Genomic DNA, 20,987 nt, shown 5'->3' on the forward strand with positions numbered 1-20,987 from the left:
ACCCGCCGCCCTTCGATCGGGGCCGCGGCGCACGCGCCCTTGACGCCATCGGCCGCTGAGCTGCGCGCGGCCCGGACCGTCGGCCTCGCCCATCGGCCCGGACCGTCGGCCCGGCTCATCGGCTCGACCCGGCAGCCCTGCCCATCCGCTCAGCCCGTCAGCCGCTCGTGGATGCGCTCGATCGCCGCCACCGCCACCCCCAGCCCCTCGCAGACGTACTTCTCCATCGTGCCGTAGCGGGCGTCGACCTCGTCCAGTGCCGCCGCCAGATACCCCGGCAGCACACCGATGACCGCGAGGGCGGTCTCGGGGTCGCCACCCTGCGCCGTGAAGCCCTCGACAAGCGGCGCGAAGGCTCGTCGTACCCCCGGATTGACGGCGAGATACTCCGCCTCGACGGTCTCCGGATCCGCGCCGAGCAGGGAGAGGACGATCGTCGCCGCCCAGCCGGTGCGGTCCTTGCCCGCCGTGCAGTGGAAGAGCAGCGGGCCCGACTCGGGGTCGGCGACCTCGCCCAGAAAGGCGCCGTAGGCGGCGCGCGCAGATTCGGTGGTGACGAAGGAGCGGTAGGTGTCGGCGAACATCGTCTGCGCCCGGCCGCCACCCAACTCCCGCTCGGCGAGCACCGGATCGGCCAGCACCCGCCTCAGCTGCGCGGCGGGCGGCATCCGGCCCGCGGCCACCTGGTCCGCGAGCACATCGGCGAGCAGCAGCCGGCCGCCCGCCGGAACATGGTCGGGGCGGTCCCGGCGCTCGGCCGCGGTGCGGAAGTCGACGACCGTACGGATGCCGAGCGCGGCGACGGCCGGATCGGCGACGGGGTCGAGCCGGTCGAGCTGCCCGGAGCGGAAGAGCAGACCCGGTCGTACGGAACGACGGGCGGGCAGGGGAGTGCCGCCGAGGTCGCGGAGATTGGCGACGGTGGTGGCGGGGATCGCGGTCATGGCGGGGCGGCTCCCTGGCTCGGCACATGGTTGTTATCTACCGAAGCAACCTATTTCATGCCGAACGTGAACCACGGGCCGCGACCCCCGCGAGGTCACGCGGCCGCGATCGACCAGCCGCTGAACCGCACCGTGCCCCGGGCCCCGCTGCCGCCGTTGGCGGCGCTCATGAACAGCCCGGCGTCCTGGGCCGCGGCGGTCCCCGGCACCGAGACGGTGGCGACCGTGCGCCAGTTCGCGCCGCCGTCCGTCGAGCAGGCGCCCGTGAAGGACGTCCCGGCATTGCGGGTCAGCCGCAGCAGCACCGGGGCCTTGACGCCGGTGATGCGCCGGTAGGTGTCCAGCGTGCCGTCACCGTTCGTGTCGTACGACAGCGCGATGCCCTGGCCGGGTGTCGCGGCCAGATTCAGGAATCCGCCGTCGCCGGGCCGGGCCAGGCTGTTGCGTACGACGATGCCCGCGCGGGCCCAACTGCTCGTGTTCTCCTGGGAGTCCACCCGCACCACGACGCTCGCGCCCGCGGTGAGCGCGCCTTCCCGGTAGGCGGTGCCGAAGTGGGTGGTGCCGCGCCACAGGTCGTCGCCCGCGCCGTTGATCGCGAGGCGGTCGCCGAGCTGCCCGAAGACCGACCTGTTGCTGGTGAAGGTGTGCCACCCGGGCTCCAGCGGCGACGCCATCCAGAGCGAGCCCTGCTGGGTCACGGGCACCCGGTCCTCGCCGCGCGGCCCGTACCGGGTGAGCAGTTCGTACGGCATCGGGACCAGTGGCTCGGTGAGAGGGGCGGCCGGCGCGGTCACCCGCCAGCCGACCGCACCGGTGCCGCCCGCCGGGACGCTCCTGAGAAAGGTCTCGCCCAGCGGCTCGGCGGCCGGCCCTGCCAGGGCGAAGTCGACGCGGCCGGTGGAACGCAGCCCGTTCAGATTGCGGAAGGCGGCCGTGACGGTGCCGGTGCTGCCGGGCGTGAAGGCCGGCGGGTCCACGGTGAGGTCGGTGAACCCCTGGTAGGGGGCGGCCGCGAGGGTGTCGTGCACGCGCCTGGCCGTTCGGTACGCGTCCCCCGTCGCCCGTACCGGATAGGCGCGCCGGTCCTTCGTCCACGCCTCCTCCGCCGGGTACCAGTCGAAGGACTTGGGAGCGCGGCCCTCGGCCATCGCGGCGGCCTGTTCCTCCAGATACGCCTCCCACTCCGGCACATGGACATCGCTGATCAGCCCGTGCCAGTCGCGGTTGGCGTAATTGCTGAGCTCGTTGGCCGCGGCCCGGTCGGCCCAGGTGGTGATCAGCACCCGCGCGGTGCGCTCCAGCTCCACCGCCTCCTCCGCGCTGGTGGCCAGCCGCTTGGCGTCCTCCAGCCAGGGGCCGAGCAGGAAGGCGCGGTGGCAGCCGGCCATCGTGTCGCTCAGCCGCATCAGCTTCAGCCAGAGCGCGGACAGGGCGCGGAAGGTGTCCACATCCTTGTGGAGATGCGCCGCGCGCAGCGGAAGCTGGAGCGTGCGGGAACGGTTGGCGAGTGCCTGCCGGGCCAGGTCGGTCACATCGTGGCGGTAGGCGTCGTTGTCCCGCAGCGAGGGCCGTACGCCGAGCAGCGCCGCGAACGCCCGGTCGAAGCCCGCCGGATCGAAGGCGGTCCCGATGGACGAGGTCAGGCTGGGGCGGCGGCAGAACAACGAGTCGTACGGGCGGCCGTCCGTGCTGGTGAGCCGGTACGCGGTCGCGGCGAGCGCGGCGAAGGCGGCGCGCGCCGAGCCGTCGTCGCCGCCGTAGCGGATCTCCGCGTAGCCGGCGAACCAGGCGTCCCGGTCGATCTGCTCCTCGCGCCAGGCGAGCTCGCTGAACAGTTCGAGCGCGGCGGGATCCCGCTCGGCGGCCTCCGGCATGTACGCGGTGCCCGCCAGCGCGCTGCCCGGCTTGTCGCGCCAGGCGGTGAACTTGGCGGTCCACCGGTCGGTATTCGCCCCGAGGTACGTACGCCCGCCGAAGTTCGGGATGGTGCCGAAGGCGTACGGAGCCCCGCCCCACGACGCCTCGCGGTCGGTGACCGTGTCCAGGTCGGACAGGCCGTCGACGATGAGCACCCGGTCGGTGTCGATGGCGTCGAGCAGTGCGGCCCGCGGGTTGGCCTGCCAGCCGAGGATCACCCAGGTGGCGCCGGGTCGCGCGGTCTGCAGCGACGTCTCCACCGCGCGGGCGGCAGCCGCCACCGGGACGTCCCCGGCGGTGCCGCCCTCGTGCAGCAGGTCCATCTTGAAGTGGTTCACCTCGCCGAACAGTTCCTGCTGATGCCGGTAGAAGGCGGCGGCGACGTCCGAGAAGTTCGGGGTGCGGGGGTCGAGCCAGTCGGGCCGGCGCAGCCCGTTCCAGATGCCCTGGGGGATGACGCGGGCGCCGGGATTACGGGCGACGAAGCCGTCCGGGACCGTACCGAAGTAGCCGGGCAGGACCGGGTGCATTCCGAGCTCGCGCATCCGGTCGGCGATCCGGCTGCCGAGGTCCGTGCGCCTTTCGATGAGCTCGGGGGAGAGCGGCCCGCCGTACTCGCTCATGTTCTGCAGCAGCCACCACGGCTGGTGCGACGGCGCGGGCAGCCAGGTCCGCGCCTCGGTGTCGGAGTATCCGAAGTCCATCAGGAGCCGGTGGTAGACGGCCTCCTGGCCGGGCGTGACCAGGACCTCGTTGCAGCCGTGCAGGGCGAGGACGTCGAGCAGTCGCTCCCAGCGGGCCCAGTCGGCGTACGGGGCGGTGTAGCCGTCGTGCGTGTCGTTGTACGCGAACCGGTGCGGGACGGTCGCGGACCGCTCGAGCGCCTCGCGGGGCGCGGGCAGCCGACCCGGCAGGTCCAGTTGGCTGCCCGACCACGAGATGTGCGCCCGGCAGACGTATTTGAGGTACCAGTGCACTCCGGTGAGGAGTACGGCGGGGCTGGTGCCCGCGACCTCGATACGGCCCCCCGAGCCGGTGACCCGGAAGCGCTCGGGGCCCTCCAGGGCCTGCAGCCGGAACTGCCCGGCGTGCCGGGGCAGCAGCCGCTCAAGTGCCTGCTGGGCGGGCGCCGTGCTGAACGCGGTCGCGGGGGCGGGGGTGGAAGCGGGGGCGGGGGTGGCGGCTGCGGGGGTGTGTCCGGCGAGTGCCGCACCCACGCCGATCGCTCCCGCGGTGCCCAGTACGGTACGTCTCGTCAGCTTGATCATCAGCGCTCCTCCGTGTTGCTCACGTGACAACCGGTGTGTGCGGAGCCGCAGGTTACCGGGAGTTCTCTCGCGCGAAAGGCGGGTAACAAGGCACGATGGCCGGATGCGGACGAGTACGAACAAGGGCGCGAGGCGTACAGCCCGCGCAGCACTGACAGTTCTCACGCTGGCCCTTGCCGCCGCCTGCGGAGCGGGCGACGACGGCGATGGGCGTGGCGGGGACGACAAGGCCCCGAAGACGGCTACCGGCACTCTGGAGCAGCTGGCCGAGAAGGCCGAGTGCAAACCGAACATCCAGACGGATGCGGACGAGCTGCGGCAGGCCAACTGCACCACGGGCGACGGCAAGTATGTGCTGGCCACCTTCGCCACCGACCGGGGCCAGCGCGAATGGATCAATACGGCCAATGACTACGGCGGCTCGTATCTGGTCGGCCGCAAGTGGGTCGTGGTCGGCGACGCCGAGGTGGTGACGGCGGTGCGCAGCCGGCTCGGCGGCACGGTCGAGACGGGCGCGGACCACTCGGGTCACACGGGCGGCAGCGGGGACAGCCACTCGGGCCACACGGGCTCGGGCCACTCGGGGAACCACGGGAGCTGACCGCGCGCACTGGACGGGGGGCCGAAACGCCGGATCGGCCCCCCCGTTCGGGGGGGGCCGATCCGGCCGCTTCTGTCAGGTCAGGTCACTGCGTCACTGGCACTTTTTCCCGGTGTTGATGCAGTTCACCACCTTGTTCATCAGGTTCTCGTCGAAGACGTTGATGAAGTCACCGTGGTCGGTGATCGGCTTGTGCAGCTGCTCGGGGAAGGAGTCGACAGCAAAGCCCGGACCCGGCGGGACGTCATACACGATCCGCTGCACCAGCTGCGGAATCGCCTTGAATCCATTGCCGCAGTTGCCATTGCCGTCCGCGAAGGCCACATGGGTGCGGTGATTCGCACTGTCGGTGTTCTGGCCGTCCCAGCAGCTCTGGAACTTGAAGCTCCGCACCACCTGGCTGCCCTCGGGGCAGATCGGGTACTTGTCCTTCAGCTGGCGGTCCTCGAAACCGGTGCAGCTCCAGGAGGCATTGGCGTTCGCGTCACCGTTGGTGAATGCCTTGGCATCACCGGTGATGATGCGCAGGAACTTCGGCATGGCGGTCACCTTGCTGACCGGGTTGCCCACGAAATTCAGCGTGACCTGCGACGGAGTCTGGATCTCTCCGACGTTCTTGTCCTTGCCGCCGCCGTCCGCCTGGGCGTCGTTCTCGTCCTGCCCGTTCTGCAGTCGCAGCACCGGCCAGTAGTACGTGGACTTGTCACCCTGATTGGCGCAGCTGGTCTGGCCGTTCGCGAGATCGTCGTCGCTGGCGAAGGCGTCATTTGCCTGGTTGCCGACGTAGTCATGCATATGGTGCGCGCCATTGCTCACACCAGGGGCGACGATGACATTGTCCGGATTGAACTTGCCGTTCTCGTTCGTGCCGCATTTGGTGACGAACTTACCGTTGGAGCCGCCCTGCTGCTGCTGGGGCTGCTGGACGTTCGGCTGGACGGACTGGATGTCTACGAAGTCGGCTGCCTCGGGTCCGTTGCCGCCCTGACCTCCTTGATCGTTGCCCTGACCATCGCCATTGCCCTGGTCATCGCCTTGACCGTCGTCCTGACCGCCATTCTGGTCACCATTTTGACCACCGTCCTGGCCCTGGTTGTTGTCGCCCTGCCCGGCGCCGTCGTCCTGACCGCCGTCGTTGTTCTGGCCGTCGTTGTTCTGACCGTCGGCCTGGTCGTCGGCCTGCAGCGCGCATTCGGCGAGGTCGTCCATGCCCTGCGGTTGCTGGCCGTTCCGGCCGATCGCGTTGGCAATCCGGTCGATGCTCGCGCGCCGCTTGTCCCTGAGGGGATTCAGGATGGCGTTCTTGGCGAATTGAGGATCGCTTTCGACCTTCTGCTTCTGGTCGGCGAACCTCTTGTATGCATCGGTGATCTGGCTGTCGATTTTTGCCAGCTCACCGTCGACCTCCTGGCGTGCCTGGGGTGGCACTTCCGGGAGTTCGTTCGCGACCTCGGGGCAGTCGATGGTGGACACCTCTTGCCCGGCCTGCTTCGTCTGCGCCTGCTCGTTCTGCTGACCGGACCAGGACCAGCCTTCACTCGCGGATGCATACACATTGACCGCAGCCAGCCCACCCCCGCCCAGGATCAATGCGGCCGAGGCGATGATCGCCCGGTTCGCCAGCGTCGAGCGTTTTCTTGTGCGTCCCATGGAACTCCTCTGCTTCGTTGCCGGGGTGGGTTTGGGGGATCCCGGCAGAGGGAGAAGCGCGTCGTTCCATACGGGTGTGGCTCATGTGGTGTTCAAGCGGAGTGCGGCAGACATGGGAATTCGTAGAAATCTCCATCAGCAAACCCGGCGCATTGCGCCGAAGTCGGACTGCGGGCGGGATGGCAGGATGGGGCGCATGACCGAGATCCACACCCCCCGGCTCCTGCTGCGCCGCTGGCACGACGACGACCTTGTCCCGATGGCCGACATCAACGCGGACCCGCAGGTCATGCAGTGGATCGGCGACGGTTCCGTACGCGATCTGGAGCAGACCGCCGAGGACATCGAGCGCTGGGAGGAGGAGTGGGACGAGGAGGGCTTCGGACTTTTCGCCGTCGAACTGCTCGCCTCGGGCGAACTGGCGGGCCTCGTGGGCCTGTCCGTGCCCACGTTCCTGCCGGAGGTGCTGCCTGCGGTGGAGATCGGCTGGCGGCTCGGTACCCCGTTCTGGGGCCAGGGGTACGCCTCCGAAGCCGCCGCCGCCACCCTGGAGTTCGCGCTCCAGGACCGCGGCCTCGACCGGGTGATCAGCATCTTGCGGGTGGGCAACGATGCCTCGGAGAACGTGATGCGCAAGCTCGGCATGGAGCTCGAACGCGAGACGGTGCACCCCGTGTACGGCTTCCCGCTGCACATCCACGCGATCGACCTCACGGAGTACCAGGCCTGACCACGGAACGGTTCCAGCGCCGGACAGGCCTGAAAACCAGGCGCCTGAGGACGCGGGGCTAGCCGCGATCGAGATATGCCAGCACCGCCAGCACCCGGCGGTTGTCGTCGTCCGAGACCGGCAGGTCCAGCTTTCCGAAGATGTTCGACGTGTGCTTGGCCACCGCCCGCTCCGTGACCACCAGTTGCGCGGCGATCGCCGCATTGGAACGGCCCTGCGCCATCAGCTCCATGACCTCCAGCTCGCGCGGGGTCAGTCCGCCCATCGGCTTGTCCTGCGCCCGCCGGGACAGCAGCTGAGAGATCACCTGCGGGTCCATCGCCGTGCCCCCGGCCGCCACCCGCCGTACCGCGTCGATGAACTGCTCCGCGTCGAAGACCCGGTCCTTCAGCAGATAGCCGACCCCGCCGTTTCCGTCGGCCAGCAGCTCGCGCGCGTACAACTGCTCCACGTGCTGCGAGAGGACGAGCACCGGCAGCCCGGGCTTCGCCCGCCGCGCCGCCAGGGCGCACTGCAGCCCCTCGTCCGTGTGGGACTGATGCTGCTCTGCTTCCGGTCGTACGTCATCGCCGTCACGTCGATCCTGCTCAACCTGCTCTCGGTGGGTGCCGCTTACGGCGTCATGGTCGGGGTCTTCCAGCACGGCTGGGGCGCGTCCGCGCTCGGTACGGAGGCGGTCGGCGCGATCGAGAGCTGGATGCCGCTGTTCGTCCTGGTGGTGCTGTTCGGTCTGTCGATGGACTACCACGTCTTCGTGGTCTCCCGGATCCGCGAGGCGCGTGACCGGGGGATCGACACGCGCGCCGCCATCCGGGAGGGCATCCGCCGCACGGCGGGAGCGGTGACGGGCGCGGCAGTGATCATGGTCGCGGTCTTCGCGGTCTTCGGAACGCTGTCCATGCAGGACATGCAGCAGATGGGCGTGGGCCTGGCGGTGGCGGTGCTGCTGGACGCGACGGTTGTGCGGATGGTGCTGCTGCCGTCGCTGATGGCGCTGCTGGGCGAGCGGAACTGGCGCACACCGAGGGGGCTGCGGTGGCTCCCGAGCCCGGACCACGCGGTGCCGCCGACTGCGGCGCCGGCCCGCCAGGAGTCCCGGGTACCGGCGCACCACTGACAGATCGGGGCCCCGCACCGGCTGTTACCGGGCGGGGCCCCGCCCCGAACGCTGCTGCGGTTCGCCTGCGAAACCACCCACCGGACAACAACCGCCAACGTCCCCTGAGGGAAAGCGCGCCACCGCGAACCTCACGCGCCCAGGAGCTTCGCCTCCACCTCCGGCGACAGCCCCACCACCGGCCGGTCCGCCCGCTGCGGCGCGCTCCCGCCGATCGACTCCAGCCACGCCCAGGTGTCGGCCACCGTCTCTTCGGCCGGCCGGCACCGCAGCCCCGCACCGAGCGCCCGCGCGACATCGAGGCCGTACACCGAGGCGTACAGCTCCGGCAGTTCGTCGTGCGGGACCCAGATCGGCAGCTGGGTCCACGGCTCGACGCCCGCCGCCAGCACCGTCTCCGCCGCTGTCCAGCGCAGCTCGGCCGTCGAACCCGTGGCCCGTACGCACGCCTCCAGCAGCTCCCCGATCGTCGTATGGGCCGTCGCGCCCACCACGTTGTACGGGCCGCTCAGCCCGTGCTCCGCCGCGTGCAGGATCCACTCGGCCAGATCGCGCACGTCGATGAACTGCACCGGCAGATCCCGCGGGCCCGGCGCCAGGACCGGACCGCCGCGCGCGATCCGGTTCAGCCACCACGGCAGCCGGCCGATGTTCTCCCGCGGTCCGAGGATCAGGCCCGCCCGCACCAGCGCCGAGCGCTCCTCGCCGAAGGCGTCGAGCACGGCCAGTTCACCGCCGCGCTTGGCCTCCGGGTACGGCACATCCTCCGCGTCCGGCGAACCGTCCACCACTGGTGCGCTCTCGTCGTAACCGGTGGTCCGCGGCCAGGTGTACACGGAGCAACTCGACACATAGACATAGCGACCCGTCCGCCCGGCCAGCAGCCGCGCCGTGTCCCGCACGGCAGCAGGCGCGGCCGACCAGGTGTCGACGACCACGTCCCAGTCGCCCTCGGCATCCGCGAGCGCGGCAAGCCCGCCCTCGGCCGTACGGTCCCCGAGCAGCGTGGTCACGCCTTCGGGGGCGCTGTGCCGCCCGCGGTGGAAGGCCGTCACCTCCCACCCGCGGGCGAGCGCCGCCTCCGCCACCGCGTGGCCCACGAACTCGGTCCCACCAAGAATCAGAAGTCTCATGAGCTCGACTCTGCCCCGCCCTCGCCAGGCATGCCCAGTGGTTCCGCTGCGAGGTGAATGATCGGGAACGCGCGGTCCCTCTCCCCGCAAGCGCTTGCCGGATGGCAACATGTGCGGACCATGACGGATGCCCGGTCGCCGATACGCGCCCTTCGGGCCGCAATTTTCGCGGCAATTGCCGTCACACTGGCCGCCGTGGGGCATTCATCCTTGTCTGCGCATGACATTCCGATCCCGGCACTGCTCACCGCGCTGGCCGTGACCGCGGCCGGCGGGTGGCTCGCAGCCGGCCGGCGCCGCGGGGTCCGCTCCTTCGGGGCGGGGCTGTTCGCCGTGCAGGGCGTGCTGCATCTGCTGTTCACCACCGGACGCTGGCCGGCTCCGCACCATCACACCGCCCACGAGCACTACGACCACCTCGCCCACGAGCCGTCCGCCCCGGTGGACACGGGCATGGTGATCGCCACGGATGTCGGCATGATCGCCGTCCACCTCGTCGCCGCCGTCGGCTGCGCCCTGTGGCTGGCCCACGGCGAGACCGCGCTCTTCAAACTCGCGCACGCCGTCGCCGCGTTCGCCGCCACTCCGCTGCGACTCCTGCTCGCGGTCGTACGGCTGCCCCGGCCGGTGCGACCCGCGCCGTGTCCCGTCTCCCGTACCCCGCGCCCGCTGCACGGTGTGGTCCTCGCGCACACCCTGGTGCGGCGGGGCCCGCCCGCGCTTCTCGTCCCCCGTGCCACGGCCCCTGGAGCAGCCGTCTGACCTGGGGCCGCCTCCCCATGTCAACGCCGACTCTTAAGGACCACCATGTCCATCGACGTTCCCAGCAAGGGCATCGAACCGGCGGACGAGACCGGTACCGATACCGGCAGCGCCGCACCCGAGACCACCAAGGCCGGCCTGTGGAGCGCACTGCGCCCCCTCGTACTGCGCCTCCACTTCTATGCGGGCCTGCTGATCGCCCCGCTGCTGCTCATCGCCGCCGTGACCGGCCTGCTCTACTCGCTCTCCTTCCAGGCCGAGAAGTTCGTCTACCGCCACGAACTCCAGGTGCCGGCCGGCGATCGCACCGTCCCGCTCGCAACCCAGGTCGAGGCCGCCCGTAAGGCCCACCCCGAGGGCACGGTGACCGCCGTGTGGCCGTCGTACGAGGACGGCGCGACCACCCGGGTCCTGATGACCACCCCGGAGGTCGAGGAGGGCGAGTCCCTCGCCGTCTTCGTCAACCCGTACACCGGCGAGATACGCGGCGAGCTGGCCGACTCCTTCGGCGCTCTCCCGCTGCGAGCCTGGCTCAGCGGGCTCCACTCCAACCTGCACCTGGGCGACCCGGGGCGCAACTACAGTGAAATGGCCGCCAGTTGGCTGTGGGTCGTGGCACTCGGCGGACTGCTGCTGTGGCTGGGCCGCAGACGCCGCGCCAAGCGTGAGCTGGTCCTTCCCGAGCGAGGCGCGACGGGTCGCCGCCGCACGCTGACCCGGCACGGTGCCATCGGCATGTGGGCGGTCGCCGGGCTGGTGGTGCTCTCCGCGACCGGTTTGACCTGGTCCAAGTACGCGGGCGAGAACATCGACGCGATCCAGACCCAGCTCGGCGGAGCGACCCCCTCCGTCTCGGCCGGACTCCAGCCGGGCGGCGGCGAGGGCGGTACACACGAGGGCCACGGCGGCGGCGAAACGGGCCACCAGGGCCCGGACATCGGCATTGACAAGGCGGTCGAGGCGGCCGCGGCCAAGGGAGTCGACGGGGAGATCTCCGTCACCCTGCCCGCTGACGGCAGCGGCTATGTGATCAAGGAGACCGACAAGCAGTTCCCGGTCCATCTCGACTCGGTCGCTGTCGACCCGGCCGACGGCAGGGTCATGGACGAGCTCAGGTTCGCCGACTACCCGGTGCTCGCCAAGCTGACCCGGTTCGGCATCGACGTCCACATGGGCAAGCTCTTCGGCCTCGCCAACCAGCTCGCCCTGGCGGCCCTCGCCCTCGCGTTGATCCTGCTGATCGTGTGGGGCTACCGGATGTGGTGGCTGCGCAGGCCGACGAAGGACCGGACGCTGAGCGTGGGCCGGCCGATGCCGCGCGGCGCCTGGCGCAAGCTGCCGGTGACCGCGCTGCTGCCGATCGCCGCGGCGGCGGTGCTGGTCGGCTGGCTCGTGCCGATGCTCGGCATCAGCCTGCTGGTGTTCCTGGTGATCGACATGGCACTCGGCGCGGCGGCGAGGGCCCGCTCCCGGGCCTAGGACTCACCCGCAGGGCCCCGGTTCCGGACGTCACCGGAACCGGGGCCCTGCGTCGGATCACGGCGTGTACTTGTAGCCCACCCGCCGCACGGTCTGGATCGACCGGCGGTGCTCGGCACCCAGCTTGCGGCGCAGCCGGGCCACATGGACGTCGACGGTCCGCCCGTCGCCCACATGTCCGTAGCCCCACACGGTCGTCACCAGCTGGTCACGCGTGTGCACCCGGTTCGGATTGGCGACGAGATGAGCGAGCAACTCGAACTCGAGGTACGTCAGGTCCAGCGTCTGGCCGTCCACCGCGGCGGTGCGCTCCACCGGATCGATGAGCACCGGACCGTCGGCCGGTGCCTGCTGCTGAGGTGCGGGCACGAGCGCGGGGTGCTGATCGGCCGGTACGAGCACCAGGTAGCCGACCATCGGCGGCTGCCCGGGGAGTGTGGGCAGCGTGTGCTGGGGTGCGGGCAGCCAAGTGGCCCCCGGCGGAAGGAAGTCGGCGACGTCGACGACCTCGTCACGGTCGACGGCACGCAGTCGGTGGCGGCCAGTCGGAGCCTGGACGGTGGCGGCCGGGACGTCGGGGACGGCGGAGAAGGAACGGGCGGAGCTACGGGTGTTCGCCATGAGAGGTCAGCTCTTTCGCGCGGAGGATGTCGTCGAGTTCGTCGCTGGGACGGACGTACGTCATGCGCGCTGGCCGAAGGCCGGATGAGCGGCTTTAGAGGGCCTGCGCGTTCACCGCGCGGCAACACACCCGGTCGAAGTCGTGGTGCTGCCGGGAAGGCCAGAACGGCTCGAGGTCGCTGGGACCTGTCGCGATGTGCTGGTAGCCGGGCATGTTCCTATTGAAGCAGACACCCCGCCGTCACAGCAGGGTCCTCTCGTACGTTGATACGTGATCTTGTCTACATCTGGGCCATCAGCGCGCAACGGCGAGCAGCAGCCCGCTTCCTCCGGCACGGGCGTGACCTCATACGAAGGGGGGCGCCCCGCCGAATCGGCGGGCGCCCCCCTTCGTCAGTCAGCGGTCGCTCAGACCTGGCCGGCCTTCTCCAGCGCGGTGCAGCAGGTGTCGACGAGCAGCCGCGTCACCACATACGGGTCGACGTTGGCGTTCGGGCGGCGGTCCTCGATGTAGCCCTTGCCGTCCTGCTCGACCTGCCACGGGATGCGGACCGAGGCGCCACGGTCGGAGACGCCGTAGCTGTACTCGTTCCACGGGGCGGTCTCGTGCAGTCCGGTCAGCCGGTCGTCGATGCCCGCGCCGTAGTTCTTGACGTGGTCGAGCGGCTTGGAGCCCTCTCCCAGCGACTCGCAGGCGGTGATGATCGCGTCGTAACCCTCGCGCATCGCCTTCGTGGAGAAGTTGGTGTGCGCGCCGGCGCCGTTCCAGTCGCCCTTGACCGGCTTGGGGTCGAGGGTCGCGGAGACCTCGAAGTCCTCGGCGGTGCGGTAGAGCAGCCAGCGGGCCACCCACAGCTGGTCGGAGACCTCCAGCGGGGCGAGCGGGCCGACCTGGAACTCCCACTGGCCCGGCATGACCTCGGCGTTGATGCCGGAGATGCCCAGGCCCGCCTTGAGGCAGTTCTCCAGGTGCGCCTCCACGACGTCACGGCCGAAGATCTCGTCGGCGCCGACGCCGCAGTAGTAGCCGCCCTGCGCGGCCGGGAAGCCGCTCTCGGGGAAGCCCAGCGGGCGGGAGCCCTTGAAGAAGGTGTACTCCTGCTCGATGCCGAAGATCGGCTCCTGGGCCGTGAACTTCTCGGCGACCTCGGCGAGCGCGGCACGCGTGTTGGACTCGTGCGGGGTCATGTCCGTGTTCAGGACCTCGCACATCACCAGGACGTTGTCGCCGCCGCGGATCGGGTCCGGACAGGAGAAGACCGGCTTGAGAACGCGGTCGGACGCGTGGCCCTCGGCCTGGTTGGTGCTGGATCCGTCGAAGCCCCAGATGGGCAGCTCGGCCCCGTCCGTCAGTATCTTCGTCTTCGAGCGAAGCTTGGCGGTCGGCTCGGTGCCGTCGATCCAGATGTACTCAGCCTTGAAGGTCACGGGGCCTCATCCTTTGCGGGTGCGCGGTATGCCGCGCAGCTTCGCAATTCGCGATTTCCCGTCCGTTGCCCATGTGTGAACCCCACGTTACGCCGGACCGGCACCGGCGGAACGGCCCGGAGGAGGCCGTCGGACGGCACGACGGTTCAGGTCCGCGCCCTCGGCTCCACCCCCTGCTTGAGCAGTGAATCGAAGCCCGCGGCACGGATCCGGCGGACAAGATCGGGGCAGCTGGTGCCCAGCGCCTCGGCGGTGCGGCCCAGGTGCCAGTCGTGGTCGTGCAGCCGGCTGAGCAGATGGCCGCGGCGGATCTGCGCCTCGGAGAGCCGGAAGGTCTTGAGATAGGCGACACGGCCCTTGTGGTCGGTGATCGCCTCGCCGATGTGCTGCTCGCTCTCCCCGCGCCGGAAGGGCGGCAGAAAGCGCCACAGGCTGAACGAGTCCAACGTGTATACCCGCTCGAAGCTGTACGAGGGGTCGAGCAGCCGGTCCGCCATCAGGGGGCGGTGGCTCTCGGCCCACGCGCGCTCCTGGCCGCGGGCAGCCATCCGCAGATCGGCGAGCGTCGTCATGTGCCCGCGGTCGCGGATGCGCGCCTCGAAGTCGGGCACCGGACCGCCGAAGAAGGCGTACTGATGGACCAGTTCCCCGTACAGATCCTCGATCAGGGACGGGTGCAGGGCGCGGTAGTCGGCGGGGTGCGGCACGACGAAGGCCGCGGCGAGCGAGTCCGCCGCGTACACCAGCACCCCGCACTGGCCGGGATGGATCTCGAAGATCCGCAGCGCCTCGCCGAGGCCGCGCACCGCCCAGCCCGCATACGCGTCCTCGGCGCGCGGAGACAGGCCCTGGCGTACCGCCTGCTGGGACCACTCGTCCCAGACGATGGACGGGCCGCCGAAGTGGAGCGCCAGATAGCCCTCGAGGGCGAGCTGGAGGGGGAGAAAGCGCAGCCGGTTCTCCTTGACCCCCTTGGCGGAGCGCCGCTTGGCCAGCCGGTGGTGACGGCGCACGGGCACACAGGCCGGGCACCCGTCGCCCAGCTGGGTTCCGTACGCCGCTGACTGGCCGCCCTCGCCCGACCAGTCCGCGACGAAGCCGTGCGGAATGTAGGACAGATAGCGGTCGCGAGGGCCGAGCTCGACCTCGCCGTAGCCCGGACCGTAGATCTCGTGGCGCAGCCGCAGCCCGTCCACCGGCTTCTCGCGCGCCAGCGGCACCAGCCGGATGCCGCCCCACACCTGGGCGGGCAGGGTGGTGAGTCCGGTCAGGTCCAGCTTGTTCATCGCGCCCCCTCCAGGAAGCGTTCCGTACGCCGGTCCAGATAGGCCTGCAGCTCGGGCAGGCCGGTACGGCCCTCGGCGAACTGCGCGATCTCGACCAGAGCCGCCAGATCCTCGGCGTCACGGATGCCGGCCGTCGGCACGTTCGGAGCGAGGCGGCGCACATCGAAACCGTCCGCGTCGTATACGGGATTCACATGCACGACATGTGTGCGCCGGTCCGGGTCGAGCCGCGTGCGCCAGACCCGCAGCACCTCCCTGGCCAGGCCCGGCGGCGCGTTGTCCCAGCCGTCCGAGACGATCACCAGCCGCTCGGGGGAGTGCTCCAGAGCGTCCAGGATCCTGGTGCCGAGCGGCGTGGGCCCCGACGGCCGCGCGAGCAGCGGATCGCGCGTGCCCGAGGTCCAGTGCGCCCGGTACGAACCGGCCAGCGCCTCCAGCAGGAAGTGGCAGCCCAGCGCGACCGCGAGGGGTCGGCGGCGCTTCACACCCGAGCCGGACGAGGAGTAGCTGTCGTCGAGCACGGCGGCGACCCGTCCCCAGGTCCCGGCGTACGGACCCGCGGCTCGCAGCGCGGCGGCCCGGAGCGCGCCGGTCAGCTCCGTGCGCCGCCGCACTCGCTCGTCCCGCTCCAGCGAGAGGACGTACAGCGCGAGCCGGGTAAGCGGCATGACGTTCAGATCGGTCGGCGTCCCGGCCCGCTGCGTACGCAGCCGCTCAAAACGGGTCATACGCGGAGCGATCCGCTCCAGGAACACCTCGCGGGGGATGCCGTGCTTCGCCGCGAAGCCCTCGGCGACGGTGAACGGCAGCTCGTAGATGGCGCTCTGCTCGAAGTGGGCACTGCGGTACGCCTCGAGAAAGGTCTGCCCGTACCGGACACGCTTGCCGGGCCGGAACAGGAAGTCCCCGAACTCCCCTTCTTCGGAGGGGAGATGAGTGTGCCGGGCGGCGGTCTTCAGTCCGCCGCGGTACTTCACGGCGTCGAGGCCCAGGTCCGGTCGGGTCCCCAGCCAGTCGCGCAGGATCGCGCGCGTGCGGCGGTTGTTGACCTTCGCGGCACGCAGCGCGCGGAACAGCCGGTAGACGCGCTGCGGCGGCAGTACGGCGAGTCGGGCCGCGATCAGCCGGCCTTCCGTCCGCTTCTGCTCGGGGGTCGCGTCCGACGCCGTGCGCAGCAGCTGCTCGACGATCCGGACGCAGTTGTGGTCGTTGATGTCGAGGGCGAGTGCGGCCGAATACAGGGAGCGGTAATTCACGCGTACGTACTCGTGGAGGAAGGCGAGTGACAGCTGCTGCTCGAAGGCCCCCGAGCGGAATTCACGCTGTCCGGTCGCCGTGACCGCGGCGTTCACGAAGAGGAGCACGTCCTCGGCCGCGATGAGATCGGCATGGGTCTCCGCCATTGTCTCCCCCGTACTGCAATACACGCACCTCGATCCCGCGTACACACAGGCGCCGGCCGGGGAATGGGGGCGCGATCAGCGAAATCACTGCTTCATAGGCAAGTCCCGGAAGTCGCACCGGAGTCCCGCGGCCGGCCCCGGAAACGTAACACCGTTGGCCAGTGGTTCCGCGGGAATTTTCCGCTGCGGGCACACTGGCCGCATGACGAAGCCCGCAAGGCAGCTGCGTATAGGACTCCTCGGCGCCGGCCCCTGGGCGGAACGCACCCAGGCCCCCGCGCTCGCCGCCCACCCGGACGTCGACTTCGCCGGGGTATGGGCCAGACGGCCCGAGGCGGCCGCCGCCATCGCCGCCGCGCACGGCACGAGGACCTACTCGGGCGACGACGGCGCGGACGCCCTCTTCGCCGACTGTGAGGCGGTCGCCTTCGCGCTGCCGCCGGACGTCCAGGCGCCGCTCGCGGCCCGGGCGGCCGCGGCCGGCTGTCATCTGCTGCTGGACAAGCCGGTCGCGACGAGCGTGGCGCCGGCCCGGGAGACGGCCGCGGCGGCGGAGCGCGCCGGGATCGCTTCGGTGGTCTTCTGCACCCTGCGTTTCGCCGCGGACACCGCGCCCTGGATCGACGCACAGGCGGCGGTGGGCGGCTGGTTCACGGCCCATGCGCAGTGGCTCGGCTCGCTGTACGCGCCGGGCGCGGACAGTCCGTACGCCGCTTCGCCGTGGCGGCGCGAGAAGGGCGGTCTGTGGGACGTCGGCCCGCACGTGCTGTCCGTGCTGATCCCGGTGCTCGGCGATGTGACGGACGTGACCGCGGCGCGCGGGCCGGTGGACACGGTGCATCTGGTGCTGCGGCACGCGTCCGGGGCGTCGAGCACGTCGACGCTCGGTCTGAGCGCGCCGGTGAAGGCCTCCGGCGCGAGCATCATGCTGGCAGGCGATCAGGGGAAGGCCACGCTTCCGGAGTGGGGCGACGCGGTGCGCTCGTTCGGGGCGGCGGTGGACGCGCTGGTGGAGTCGGCGCGTACGGGGCGGGCGCACGGCTGCGACGTACGGTTCGGGCTGCGGCTGACGGAGATCCTGGCGGAGGCGGAGCTCCGGCTCAATCGCTGAGGGAGATCGCTGAGGGAGATCGCCGAGGGAGTGACCAGGACGGTGCCGTATGGGGGGTGCGGCACCGTCCTGGATTCCGGTACGACCGGCTGGGTCAGCCGATCTTCTCGATCCGCGCCTTGCGGATGAGGAACTTGCCCGGCTCGCGGACCTGCTCGAAGGCCGCGTTGTTCAGCAGGGCGCAGCTGCCGGAGACGGAGGCGACCTTGACGGTCGTCGACTTGTTGTTGTCGAGGTTGGTCACCTTGAGGGTGGTGCCGACCGGGAACTGGTTGCTGGAGGCGGCGGGTGCGCCGCCCTCGCCGGACAGGGTCACGGTCGAGCCGGCGCAGACGACCTGGCCGTTCGCCTGACCACCCGCCTGATCGCCGCCGGCCTGATCGTCGGCGGGCGGCTGTTCCTCGGCGGCCGGGGGCTGGGTGGCCTGGTCGTCGGCGGGCGGCTGCTCCTGGGCCGGAGGCTGCTGCTGGGCGGGCGGTTGAGCGGCCTCACCTCCCCCGCCTCCGACCTCGCACCCCGACGCCGCCTGCTTGCGCTTGATCTCCTCGATCACGGCCTGCCGGTTGGCGATCCGCGCCTCGGACTGCGCGTCCGGGTTGGCGCGCTGATCGGCGATGAACTTCTCGTTGTTCTGCAGGGCTGTGACCAGCCCGTCGCAGGCCACCGACGACGCGTTGCCGACGCCGGTCATGGCCACTGCCGTACCGCCGACGACGGCGGCGGCGCCAACGAGCAGAGCGATCTTCTTCTTACCGCTGAGGGACTTCTTGCGCGACACGTGGGACTCCTGTCGGGTCGGGTGCGTGTGCCGTTACGTACGAGTAGCCATCTCGTTCGTTTCAGCGGTCCCCACCACAACTTCCTTAACTTTTCTTAAGGTTGGCGCAGCTCAGCGAGTCTCCCTCACGTTCTCGCTCGCGTTCCACTTACGTGCTCACTCGGGTGGGAGAGCCCGGCACAGCGCGTCCAGGGCCCGCGGATAGCGGTGCTCGGGCGGGGTGGCGTACCCGACGACCAGGCCGTCCCGCCCGTCCTTCGGGAAGTCCGGGTGGCGGTAGTCGGCCAGCCCCTCGACGGCCAGCCCCTGCCGGGCCGCGGCCTTGACCACGGCCCCCTCGGTTCCTGACGGGAGTTCGAGCACGGCGTGCAGCCCTGCGGCGATCCCGGTCACCCGCACCCGCGGCGCCCGCTGCGCCAGGGCCGCCACCAGCTGGTCGCGCCTGCGCCGGTGGCGCTGCCTCATCTTCCGTACATGCCGGTCGTACGCCCCCGAGGTGATGAAGTCCGCGAGCGTGAGCTGCTCCGTGGCGCTCGAGACCTGCTCGCGCTCGCCCTTCGCCGCCACGATGTCGTCGACCAGCTGCTCGGGCAGCACCATCCAGCCGATCCGCAGGGTGGGGGAGAGGCTCTTGCTCACCGACCCCATCAGCACCACGCGATCGGGGTCGAGGCCCTGCACCGCGCCGACCGGCCGGCGGTCGTAGCGGAACTCGCCGTCGTAGTCGTCCTCCAGGACCAGACCGCCCGTCGAGCGGGACCAGCCGACGACGGCCGCACGCCGCTCCGGATGCAGCGGACCGCCGGTCGGGAACTGGTGCGCCGGAGTGAGGAGCACCGCGCGCTGCGTGCCCAACTCGCCTATGCGTGCGCCATGTTCGTCGACGGTAAGCGGCACGGTGTCAACGCCCTGGCCTGCGAGCAGCCCGCGATGGAAGGACAGCCCGTACGACTCCACGGCCCACCGCCCTCCCGCGACCGCCGCCAGCAGCCGCAGCGCGTGCGCGGTGCCCGAGCACAGGACGATCCGCTCCGGCCGGGTCCGCACCCCGCGCACCCGCGCCAGATACCCGGCCAGCGCCTCCCTCAACTCCACCCGCCCGCGCGGATCCCCGGGTCCGAAGGCGTCGTGCGGCGCGTTGCCGAGCGCCCGCCGCGCCGCGGCGAGCCAGGCGGCACGGGGAAAGGCGGAGGGGTCGGGCTGCCCCTGCACCAGGTCGTAGGTCGACCGGACGGGTCCGGCCGGAGTGCGCAGGCTGCGTGCGGGAGCGCTGGGCGCGACCTTTCCCCCGCCTGGCGGCGGGGCGGCCCCATGGGCGACCCGGGTCCCGGAGCCCTGGCGGGCGGTGAGCCAGCCCTCGGCGACGAGCTCGGCGTAGGCGTCGGCGACGGTGTTACGGGCGATCCCGAGGTCGGCGGCGAGGGACCGGTACGGCGGCAGCCTGGTCCCCGGCGCCAGCCGGCCGCTCTGCACGGCCTCGCGCAACGCCCGCATCAGCACGGCCCGTCGGCTGCCCGGACCGGTGAGCTCAAGATGCAGATCAGCACCCAGGCTCTCCGCCGGATTGACCCATGATTCCGCCACTGAAATGCACCCCACTGCCGGTCGCCTCCGCCGCTAGATTCGTACACATGACGACGACAGAGATCAACCAGAACGTGACCGCGACCGTCCCCCCGGCGGCCGCGACCGTCCCCCCGGTGGTGCGGCGGGTCAACTTCGCCAAGGCGGCCCCGAAGGCATTCCGCGCCGTGATCGGCCTGGACGCGGCGGCCCGCGAAGGCCTGGACCCGACCCTCGTGGAGCTCGTACAGATCCGCTCCTCGCAGCTCAACCACTGCGCGTACTGCCTCCATATGCACACCGGCGACGCCCGCAAGGCGGGCGAAAGCGAGGAGCGCCTGCACATGACGGCCGTCTGGCGCGAGGCGAAGCACTTCTTCACGGAGAAGGAACAGGCGGCGCTCGCGCTGACCGAGTCGGTCACTCTGATCGCCGACGGCGGCGTGCCGGACGCGGTGTACGCCCAGGCGGCGGCGCACTTCGAGGAACAGGAGCTGGCTCAGCTGCTCGCGCTGATCTTCACGATCAACACCTGGAACCGGATCGCGCTCGCGACGGGGAAGGTCGCGGGCACGGACGAGCGGTGACCTCAGAACAGCCGGTCCAGGAGCTGCGCCCGTTCCTCGTCCTGGCCGGAGCGGTCGCGGCGGCCTGGGGCTCGCTCCCGGCGGCCACGGTCGCGGCGGCAGCATCGGCGGGCGTGCTGCTGGTCGAACCGCTGACGCACCGCCGCTGGTACGCCGTCCCGCTGTGACGTCCTAGGACCGGCCGAGCGCGTCCCGTACCGCCTCGTCCGTGCGCCCCACGACGGCCGTCCCGTCGTCCGCCGTGATGATCGGCCGCTGAATCAGCTTGGGGTGCTTCGCCAGCGCCTCGATCCACTGGTCGCGTGAACCCTCGTCCCGCGCCCACTCCTTGAGCCCGAGCTCCTTCGCCACCGCCTCCTGCGTCCGCGTGATGTCCCACGGCTCAAGTCCGAGCCGCCCCAGGACGGCCCGGATCTCCTCCGCGCCGGGCACGTCCTCCAGATAGCGCCGGACGGTGTACTCGGCACCCTCCTCGTCGAGCAGACTGATCGCGCTGCGGCACTTCGAACAGGCGGGGTTGATCCAGATCTCCATCCCGCCACGATACCGCTCAGGCGCCCCTCAAACACCGTCTGGCCAGCGACGATTGTCAGTGGCCGCCAGTAG

The 20,987-nt window shown here is 70.8% G+C and carries 18 protein-coding genes and 2 pseudogenes; 8 read left to right on the forward strand and 12 right to left on the reverse strand.

Annotated features, from left to right (window positions below; genetic code table 11):
* Positions 1–149: 149 nt before the first annotated feature.
* Both ACQEVG_RS08515 and ACQEVG_RS08520 read right to left on the reverse strand, forming a co-directional pair.
* Complete coding sequence (locus ACQEVG_RS08515) at positions 150–944, reverse strand: tyrosine-protein phosphatase (RefSeq protein ID WP_432979363.1); 795 nt, start codon at positions 942–944, stop codon at positions 150–152.
* Between the two features lie 95 nt (positions 945–1,039).
* A complete protein-coding gene (locus ACQEVG_RS08520; protein WP_432979366.1) occupies positions 1,040–4,132 on the reverse strand; it encodes an alpha-N-acetylglucosaminidase in 3,093 nt (1,030 codons plus the stop codon).
* Between the two features lie 103 nt (positions 4,133–4,235).
* Between ACQEVG_RS08520 and ACQEVG_RS08525 the strand changes: the two genes are divergently transcribed.
* Positions 4,236–4,733, forward strand: coding sequence for a hypothetical protein (locus tag ACQEVG_RS08525; RefSeq protein ID WP_432979369.1), 498 nt, complete (start codon positions 4,236–4,238; stop codon positions 4,731–4,733).
* A gap of 93 nt (positions 4,734–4,826) precedes the next feature.
* Here the strand turns inward: ACQEVG_RS08525 and ACQEVG_RS08530 are convergent, their stop codons facing one another.
* Positions 4,827–6,383 (reverse strand): DUF1996 domain-containing protein, encoded by a 1,557-nt coding sequence (locus tag ACQEVG_RS08530; RefSeq protein WP_432979372.1) that lies wholly within the window; start codon positions 6,381–6,383, stop codon positions 4,827–4,829.
* Positions 6,384–6,579: 196 nt separating this feature from the next.
* Between ACQEVG_RS08530 and ACQEVG_RS08535 the strand changes: the two genes are divergently transcribed.
* Positions 6,580–7,113, forward strand: coding sequence for a GNAT family N-acetyltransferase (locus ACQEVG_RS08535; protein ID WP_432979375.1), 534 nt, complete (start codon positions 6,580–6,582; stop codon positions 7,111–7,113).
* 58 nt (positions 7,114–7,171) lie between these two features.
* On the opposite strand, the pseudogene ACQEVG_RS08540 reads toward ACQEVG_RS08535, so the two are convergent.
* Positions 7,172–7,648, reverse strand: a pseudogene (locus ACQEVG_RS08540) (LuxR C-terminal-related transcriptional regulator); the annotation flags it as partial.
* Here ACQEVG_RS08540 and ACQEVG_RS08545 point away from each other — a divergent pair.
* Positions 7,649–8,230: pseudogene (locus tag ACQEVG_RS08545) on the forward strand (MMPL family transporter); the annotation flags it as partial.
* Positions 8,231–8,361: 131 nt separating this feature from the next.
* Here ACQEVG_RS08545 and ACQEVG_RS08550 read toward each other — a convergent pair.
* Positions 8,362–9,363, reverse strand: a complete 1,002-nt coding sequence (locus ACQEVG_RS08550) for an NAD-dependent epimerase/dehydratase family protein (RefSeq protein WP_432979378.1) — start codon at positions 9,361–9,363, stop codon at positions 8,362–8,364.
* A gap of 210 nt (positions 9,364–9,573) precedes the next feature.
* Between ACQEVG_RS08550 and ACQEVG_RS08555 the strand changes: the two genes are divergently transcribed.
* Both ACQEVG_RS08555 and ACQEVG_RS08560 read left to right on the forward strand, forming a co-directional pair.
* Entirely contained in the window at positions 9,574–10,125 is a 552-nt protein-coding gene (locus tag ACQEVG_RS08555; RefSeq protein ID WP_432979381.1) for a hypothetical protein, read from the forward strand.
* A 45-nt stretch (positions 10,126–10,170) separates the two neighbouring features.
* Positions 10,171–11,604 (forward strand): PepSY-associated TM helix domain-containing protein, encoded by a 1,434-nt coding sequence (locus ACQEVG_RS08560; protein ID WP_432979384.1) that lies wholly within the window; start codon positions 10,171–10,173, stop codon positions 11,602–11,604.
* Positions 11,605–11,661: 57 nt separating this feature from the next.
* Here ACQEVG_RS08560 and ACQEVG_RS08565 read toward each other — a convergent pair whose 3' ends face one another.
* The 4 genes from ACQEVG_RS08565 to ACQEVG_RS08580 form a co-directional block, all read right to left on the reverse strand.
* Positions 11,662–12,225, reverse strand: a complete 564-nt coding sequence (locus ACQEVG_RS08565) for a winged helix-turn-helix domain-containing protein (protein WP_432979387.1) — start codon at positions 12,223–12,225, stop codon at positions 11,662–11,664.
* Between the two features lie 408 nt (positions 12,226–12,633).
* Positions 12,634–13,653, reverse strand: a complete 1,020-nt coding sequence (gene glnII, locus ACQEVG_RS08570) for a glutamine synthetase (RefSeq protein WP_432979390.1) — start codon at positions 13,651–13,653, stop codon at positions 12,634–12,636.
* 146 nt (positions 13,654–13,799) lie between these two features.
* Positions 13,800–14,939: an ARPP-2 domain-containing protein gene (locus tag ACQEVG_RS08575; protein WP_432979393.1), complete on the reverse strand. Its 1,140-nt coding sequence runs from the start codon at positions 14,937–14,939 to the stop codon at positions 13,800–13,802.
* Positions 14,936–16,342 (reverse strand): hypothetical protein, encoded by a 1,407-nt coding sequence (locus ACQEVG_RS08580; protein ID WP_432979396.1) that lies wholly within the window; start codon positions 16,340–16,342, stop codon positions 14,936–14,938. Before ACQEVG_RS08580 ends, ACQEVG_RS08575 begins: the two co-directional genes overlap by 4 nt.
* Positions 16,343–16,544: 202 nt before the next feature.
* Between ACQEVG_RS08580 and ACQEVG_RS08585 the strand changes: the two genes are divergently transcribed.
* Positions 16,545–17,453: a Gfo/Idh/MocA family protein gene (locus ACQEVG_RS08585; RefSeq protein WP_432979399.1), complete on the forward strand. Its 909-nt coding sequence runs from the start codon at positions 16,545–16,547 to the stop codon at positions 17,451–17,453.
* Between the two features lie 94 nt (positions 17,454–17,547).
* On the opposite strand, the gene ACQEVG_RS08590 is transcribed toward ACQEVG_RS08585, so the two are convergent.
* Both ACQEVG_RS08590 and ACQEVG_RS08595 read right to left on the reverse strand, forming a co-directional pair.
* A complete protein-coding gene (locus ACQEVG_RS08590) occupies positions 17,548–18,231 on the reverse strand; it encodes a hypothetical protein (protein WP_432979402.1) in 684 nt (227 codons plus the stop codon).
* 156 nt (positions 18,232–18,387) lie between these two features.
* Complete coding sequence (locus ACQEVG_RS08595) at positions 18,388–19,815, reverse strand: PLP-dependent aminotransferase family protein (RefSeq protein ID WP_432979405.1); 1,428 nt, start codon at positions 19,813–19,815, stop codon at positions 18,388–18,390.
* A gap of 47 nt (positions 19,816–19,862) precedes the next feature.
* On the opposite strand from ACQEVG_RS08595, the gene ACQEVG_RS08600 reads away from it, so the two are divergent.
* Positions 19,863–20,381 carry a carboxymuconolactone decarboxylase family protein gene (locus ACQEVG_RS08600; RefSeq protein ID WP_432979408.1) on the forward strand — a complete coding sequence of 173 codons (519 nt, stop codon included), beginning with the start codon at positions 19,863–19,865 and terminating at the stop codon, positions 20,379–20,381.
* Complete coding sequence (locus ACQEVG_RS08605) at positions 20,378–20,548, forward strand: hypothetical protein (protein WP_432979411.1); 171 nt, start codon at positions 20,378–20,380, stop codon at positions 20,546–20,548. Before ACQEVG_RS08600 ends, ACQEVG_RS08605 begins: the two co-directional genes overlap by 4 nt.
* Before the next feature lie 4 nt (positions 20,549–20,552).
* On the opposite strand, the gene ACQEVG_RS08610 is transcribed toward ACQEVG_RS08605, so the two are convergent.
* Positions 20,553–20,915 (reverse strand): arsenate reductase family protein, encoded by a 363-nt coding sequence (locus ACQEVG_RS08610; protein ID WP_432979414.1) that lies wholly within the window; start codon positions 20,913–20,915, stop codon positions 20,553–20,555.
* Positions 20,916–20,987: the final 72 nt, after the last annotated feature.

It is taken from the genome of Streptomyces sp. CA-135486 (assembly GCF_050936555.1).
GTDB lineage: Bacteria > Actinomycetota > Actinomycetes > Streptomycetales > Streptomycetaceae > Streptomyces.